Origin of the sequence: Prevotella sp. P4-119 (assembly GCF_002251345.1) — a bacterium.
Lineage (GTDB): Bacteria > Bacteroidota > Bacteroidia > Bacteroidales > Bacteroidaceae > Prevotella.
The window spans coordinates 1-6,055 of the sequence record NZ_NPJB01000078.1 but is presented as its reverse complement, the minus strand read 5'-3'; the positions used below and the strand labels follow the sequence as shown (position 1 = coordinate 6,055).

Sequence of the window (6,055 nt, the reverse complement as noted above, 5' to 3'; positions counted from 1 at the left end):
ACACAGACGGTATCTTTATGATGGAATCCGAATGGGACAAGTATGACCTTCTCCAGATTAAGCCTAAGGATATGGATGAATTAACAGCAACAATCGCACTTAGCCATGGGTTGGCAGTTAATCCGTACATCTATACATATCTGAAAATACAGAAGATACAACCATTTACATATCCAAGGTTCACAGAAATGGAGAGGGTAAAGGAAATCCTTAGTGATACACATGGCATGTTACTCTGGAAAGAACAGAAAGACGAGATTCTTGCATATATAGATTCGCTTTCTGATGAAGAGAAAGAACAACATGGTTCGGCTATAAAGATTGTTCTGCATGAGATAGATTTGCGCCAACATTCACTCTCAAACAGGAAATTCTTTAGAAACAGAGCGATGATATGCTACAAATTGGCTTACATCAAGGTTCATATGCCAGAAGAATTTGCACTATATTTAAATACGTTTTTAAGAAAATAAAGATAAACAAAGAGGAACCTACTCTTTGATGAGTCGGTTCCTCTCAAAATTTTGGTATGAAACATTATTCCATTCAGGTGTCATCAATGATGACTGGTCTTGCTTCTGGCATGTAAGGTAATGTCCTGACTGTGTTGAAACATATATGATCAATAGCGTCTTCATGGCTTATTCCTTCTTTAACCAGAGAGATAGCGGATAATTCTTCGCCTTTTATGCTCAAAAAGCTCGGAATAATCAAAATCTTCGCTTATTGCGTCATTTTTACGCCAAAATATTTGGTTGCGTCAAAATAACGCATTATCTATGCACCAGTAATTGAAAAACCATGTAGTATGTACACATATAAATATCCTCATCCTGCTGTCACTACAGACAGTGTAATATTTGGCTTTGATGGGTCGAGCATAAATATTCTCCTCATAGAGCGAGGTCTGGAACCATATAAAGGGAGTTGGGCTTTGCCTGGAGTTTTCCTCCGTATGGACGAAACGGTAGAGGAGGGAGCCAAACGAGAACTTTGCGAAGAGACGAATATAAAAGATGTATATCTGGAGCAGTTCCATGTATTCAGCGGTGTTGATCGTGATCCCCGTGAAAGAGTGCAGACCATAGCATTCTTGGCTTTCGTACGTCAGGAGAAATATGAGGTGATAGCAGGTGATGATGCTGCACAGGCTCAGTGGTTCCCAATATCAGAACTCCCTGAACTTGCTTTCGACCACAAGGAGATTATCCGTGTGGCACTGGAAAAGCTCCGTTGGAAGATTACATACGAACCTCTGGCATTCCGTCTTCTCAACAAGACATTTACCATGACACAGGTACAGACCATATATGAGGTTGTGCTTGGACAGACTTTTGACCGTCGCAACTTCCATAAGAAAATGACTGCACTCGGCTATATTGTTCCTACAGACAAGCAGGTACGCAACAATGGCCGTCCTGGTACTCTCTATACATTTGATGAAGAGAAGTACCGTGAACAGATTGAGAACAGGAATGCGTTCTAGATGATTATATATAGATTGAAGAAAATTCTATATTACTATTATCTGGGGATTGTGATCACTCATATTTCGTTCCCAACCGCCTATCATATAGGCAAAGAGCGGAATGTTAGTGAAGGTAAAGTCTATGAAGAAAGGCATATCATCCTTGAACTGATGATGATATGTGCATGAACTTTCCTTGCCAAATTCCTCATGGGTACGTTCGTGGTACTCACTATGCAGACCGAGTTCACGCATGTATTCAATACATTGCTCGAAGGTTCCGGTTTGCTTGCTTACTCCACCCTGACCTATGTAGCAGTTGAAGTCACCTGTTATCATCGTTGGCATTTCCTTGATATGATCAGAGTAAGCCTTCAGACACTCCAGTAAGATCTGAGGATAGGTTTTCTTTATTCCAGGCACAATTGTTGGCCATGTTGCGAGAAGTAGCCATTCGCCGTTGATGATAAGGGGAATCATGTACTTGTGCTCTTCATCAGCCCATGGCGCAACCTCGCATTTTACAGTACTTTTCCAAATGACTCCAAGTCCTTTGAAGTCATATTGTCCTACCCATGTCATTTCATAGCCATTTGGAAGAACGACTTGTTCCGGGCACGCACATTCAGGCAGAACCATAATGTCAGCTCCTCTCTTCAGGATGTTGTCAATCTTCTCCTGATTGCAGCGATGTATGTTGTATGTCAGTATTTTCATTGTTTGCATAGAAAGAGTTTTGCCTTGTGGCAGATTTCATATTTGTCGTTCATTACAGAACCATTTGAATAAACTGTATCTTCTATTTTCTTTGAACCGTATGCATCGTGAGCATGACCAAACAAATGGTATTTAGGCTTAATCTCAAAAACTCTATTCCTAAGAGGTGCATTGCCCCAATGGGTTCCTGACGATTGATCAAGTATCATTATTGGCGGTTCATGTGTGACAAGTACGTCTATTCCGCTTGGAAGAAGTTCTTCCGAATGATTGTACGCCAGTCCAAAGAATTTCATGCCCTCAATATCACATCCTCGATCCTGGAGGAAATGGACGTTCTCTGGGAGGTCTTCTATGCCTTCAGCATCCCATAGACAGAGGTCATGGTTTCCTGTTACGAATATCTTGTGAGGATATGGGAGTTCTATGAACCAGTTGAGGAAATCAAGAGTTTCTTCCTCTGTGCCATTATCTGCGAAGTCACCACAATGTATTATAACATCAGCAGCTGGCATGTTAGTCAGTTGCTGATGCATGTTATGAGTGTCGGATATTTGGAGTATTCGCATGGCTATTTGATTCTTTTTAATTTTAACTCACAGGTTCTGTAAGTTTTAGAGAACTTGTCATATTCCTCGTATGTAACCATCATCTTGCCATCTACAATTTCTTGGATATTCCATTCCACATCAATGACTCCACCTTTAGGCTTTTGTAATTGAAAAGTCAATATGTTTGCAGTAATTTTATATTGCCCTTTATTTATAACCAGCCATTCTCGTGGTTCGTATGTGCTATGCCAATAACGCTGACATTTTCCGTTCTTCTGGAACTCATAACGGTATGGTTCTGTCTTAGGGTCAAGAATTGGCTCCCACAAACCTATAACGATTTCGTCATATTCTTGATACCTGTAGGCGTACAATTCTGGATCATCTTCTTTTATAGCTTCTTTCAATGCTAAACGTTCTTTTTCGTACTCCTCATAAAATTTCTCATTGTCTCTGTCAATTTCCTCCTGAGTTTTGGTTGTTTCTACAGTGTCTTTTGATTCCACATATTCATCAGTATGGTTTGAATATGACTGATAGGCTACACCACAGAAGAATACAGCTACCAGTGCTATTATGCATAGAATAATTTTCAAAGGTTTCATAATTCTGAAATTTATCATGAATAGGTATAAAGACTGTGCCAGTGATTCTCTTCCAAGGAAGGAGTATATTGCTCTCCGCTTTTTACGGCTCGTTGATTAGCAAATATATCAGAATCAATGTCAATAGCAAAGCATTTTACTTTATCAGGATGTTGTAACTTTACTTTCTCTACTTTATTTTCCCATTTGCACCAATAAGTAGCATCTGCCATTATACACAGTTTAGGGTAAGATAGCGCTAATTCTATCCAACTGAAGGATTCCTGCTTCTTGTGATGTATATTATTGTCTTCAAGTTTCTGAGCATTATACTTTATCAATTCAAAGTATTCCAGAAGTTGAGATTCTGCATCCCTTGGTGTGTCAGAGTTGCCTGAAAATTTGAGTTCGCAAAGATAGAATCGTCCGCGTGTATCTATGCCGATTATATCAACACTTTTACGGCGGCTGTTCTCTGAAAATTCAATGGGTAACTCGATGTCAAGCCATTTTACTTCTTTTCCATCAAGAAGGGATGTGCCCTGCATAAGTAAAGCTCTCTGAAGTGCTTTCTCATTTGTATCTTTTATATTCGTTGATACATATCCAGGAGTGGAAAGCTTTTTTGTTGGTTGATTCGTACTCATATTGATAAAAGAAATTGTTAATCAAAGAAATATCTTTTACAGAATTCTGCGTAGTGTTTGCTTGACTTGATGTCATCCAGCATGTCATTATAATGTAGTGTTTGGAACTTCATATTGTTCCATCCTATGTTACTTATAAACGCATTGAAGATTTCCTGACATCTATTCGCTTCGTCTTGGAGTTGTTCAATCCTTTTCTGCATATCAATAGAGTTCTTCTGATCTAATTTCTTCATAAATTGTGGAGTCATTTCCCATGTAACACTTTGAAGAACAACTTGCTCTCCCTTATATTCAGAACCTTTGATGCCATGAGTATATCTGTATAAAGCAAGGAGATGGCGACAGAGTTGTGAGAAATTGTAGTACTCAAATTCTGATGCCTTATTAAAAAGATTGCGCCATTCTTCTTTGTTTTCTTCAACCTCTACAGGGTATTTGCTTATATCAAGATATGAATCTTTTATCGTTTCATTACCACTATAGTATGGTTCAAGGAATTTACTCTCTACATAATGTAGTACACCGTTTTTCTTGTAACTGACGTCAAGATTTGCAAATCTTCCACCCTTGTTTAGTGGCTTTGCTATCTTATTTTCGAAAATAAGATCTGTGATACTAGCTAATTCTTCCAATATCTTATAGTAATTAACTGCAAGACCGGTAGAGGAATTTATCTGTTTGTACTGATCTTCAGTCTGACCATCTCCATCGGATAAAATCTTTTGCTGTTCAGATGTGAGATTAATCAGTGGCGAAACATGATAGACAGGATTTTTCTTGACAGATACTTGGATATTGCTTTTTTTGTACTCATCGTGAATCAAGTCGGTGAGAAGTTTCATTGATACTTTTGCCATAGTTTAGTTGTTTTCAAGTTTATGATGCGGTTTGTAATTTTCTTATTCATTGTACTATCGAAATTATGTGTCTATATTATATATACGAATGAAAAAGGGTGAAATCGGGTGTTTTGGGGTATTGTATGCACAAACTCCGCAGAACATTATTAGATTTCTTAATCTTTTTTCATATATCTGTCAAGAGAGGCACTAATTTGGGACATTATCTCTTCTCTATATTCCACAGGTTCCAACACTTCAACGTTTGGTCCTAATGCCAGTATCTTTGACTTTAATTCAGGTGTCAAGCACACTCTGTAGGTGAACTCAGCGAATTCGCCGTATCGTGATTTGACCTCACTTTGTGACTTATGGAGTGGTAACATTCTCATGTATTCCATCTGCACACCATACACCCTTAACTTCAGATTAACGACAGGAAGGTCTTCGTTCACGTATATTCCAACGACATTGTCATAGTACTTTCGAGGGATGAAGTCCTTTGGAAATTCAAACTTGTTAGTTGTCGTATGAAGGTCAAGAAATCTTTCCAATGCCAAATGCCTGATTGATTCCTTTTCTTTAATATAGCCAAGTACATACCATCTTCTGTTATATACCTTCATAGAATAAGGCTGCATTGTAAGTGTTTCTCGTTGTCCCTCATATCGTTGATAGTCAATCACAAGTTCTGTATTTGTCCTCATAGACTCAACAACGGAGTCGAAGTAACCAGTACCATGGGGTATCTCTTCCAACAAAATACGGTCACGCATCATATTGAAGGTTGAGAAGTCCTGAGGAACACTATACTTACGTAATAAAAGTTGTGCATAAGGATTTTGGATCAGGACTTCTGGATTCTTTATATAATATATGTAACCTTTGGATTTATCACATTCTATGATAACTCCAAACATTTCTTCAATACCTTTACGGTGTTCGTGGAAGGTACGTATTGGTAAACCACCCATATAGGCATAGGGAGAAGCCTCCCATCTCTTAACAATATCCTCAAAGGTGAGAGGATATTTTGATCGCTTGATAGTGTCAAGCAGCCAAATATATCTGAGATATGTTTTACTGATCATGATTCAGAATTTTTCTGCAAATTTATTAAATTAACGTGAGTTCGACGAATTAGAATAAGGTCAATTGTCTATCAATAGTCCTTTGAACGGCAATTGTAGGTTTCTTAGGAAAGAAGCAATATGCTGCCAAAGCTCCAAGAGTATTGACAATGAAG

The 6,055-nt window shown here is 38.3% G+C and carries 8 protein-coding genes; 2 read left to right on the top strand and 6 right to left on the bottom strand.

Annotation, left to right across the window (positions count from 1 at the left end; translation table 11 throughout):
• Together CIK89_RS08440 and CIK89_RS08435 are read left to right on the top strand one after the other, a co-directional pair.
• Positions 1–473 (top strand): hypothetical protein (locus tag CIK89_RS08440; RefSeq protein ID WP_144007385.1); only part of this gene is annotated, 473 nt, incomplete at its 5' end.
• 335 nt (positions 474–808) lie between these two features.
• Positions 809–1,486, top strand: a complete 678-nt coding sequence (locus CIK89_RS08435; protein WP_094390944.1) for an NUDIX domain-containing protein — start codon at positions 809–811, stop codon at positions 1,484–1,486.
• 27 nt (positions 1,487–1,513) lie between these two features.
• Here the strand turns inward: CIK89_RS08435 and CIK89_RS08430 are convergent, their stop codons facing one another.
• The 6 genes from CIK89_RS08430 to CIK89_RS08405 form a co-directional block, all read right to left on the bottom strand.
• A complete protein-coding gene (locus CIK89_RS08430) occupies positions 1,514–2,185 on the bottom strand; it encodes an endonuclease/exonuclease/phosphatase family protein (protein WP_094390943.1) in 672 nt (223 codons plus the stop codon).
• The gene (locus CIK89_RS08425; RefSeq protein ID WP_094390942.1) at positions 2,182–2,754 is read right to left on the bottom strand and encodes a metallophosphatase domain-containing protein; all 573 of its coding nucleotides are present in this window, start codon (positions 2,752–2,754) and stop codon (positions 2,182–2,184) included. The genes CIK89_RS08430 and CIK89_RS08425 overlap by 4 nt, the downstream gene beginning before the upstream one ends.
• 2 nt (positions 2,755–2,756) lie before the next feature.
• A complete protein-coding gene (locus CIK89_RS08420) occupies positions 2,757–3,341 on the bottom strand; it encodes a hypothetical protein (protein WP_144007384.1) in 585 nt (194 codons plus the stop codon).
• Between the two features lie 14 nt (positions 3,342–3,355).
• On the bottom strand, positions 3,356–3,967 hold the full coding sequence (locus CIK89_RS08415) for a hypothetical protein (RefSeq protein ID WP_094390940.1): 612 nt from the start codon (positions 3,965–3,967) through the stop codon (positions 3,356–3,358).
• Positions 3,968–3,984: 17 nt separating this feature from the next.
• On the bottom strand, positions 3,985–4,827 hold the full coding sequence (locus tag CIK89_RS08410) for a hypothetical protein (protein WP_094390939.1): 843 nt from the start codon (positions 4,825–4,827) through the stop codon (positions 3,985–3,987).
• Between the two features lie 158 nt (positions 4,828–4,985).
• Entirely contained in the window at positions 4,986–5,900 is a 915-nt protein-coding gene (locus CIK89_RS08405) for a YafY family protein (protein WP_094390938.1), read from the bottom strand.
• Between the last annotated feature and the right edge of the window lie 155 nt (positions 5,901–6,055).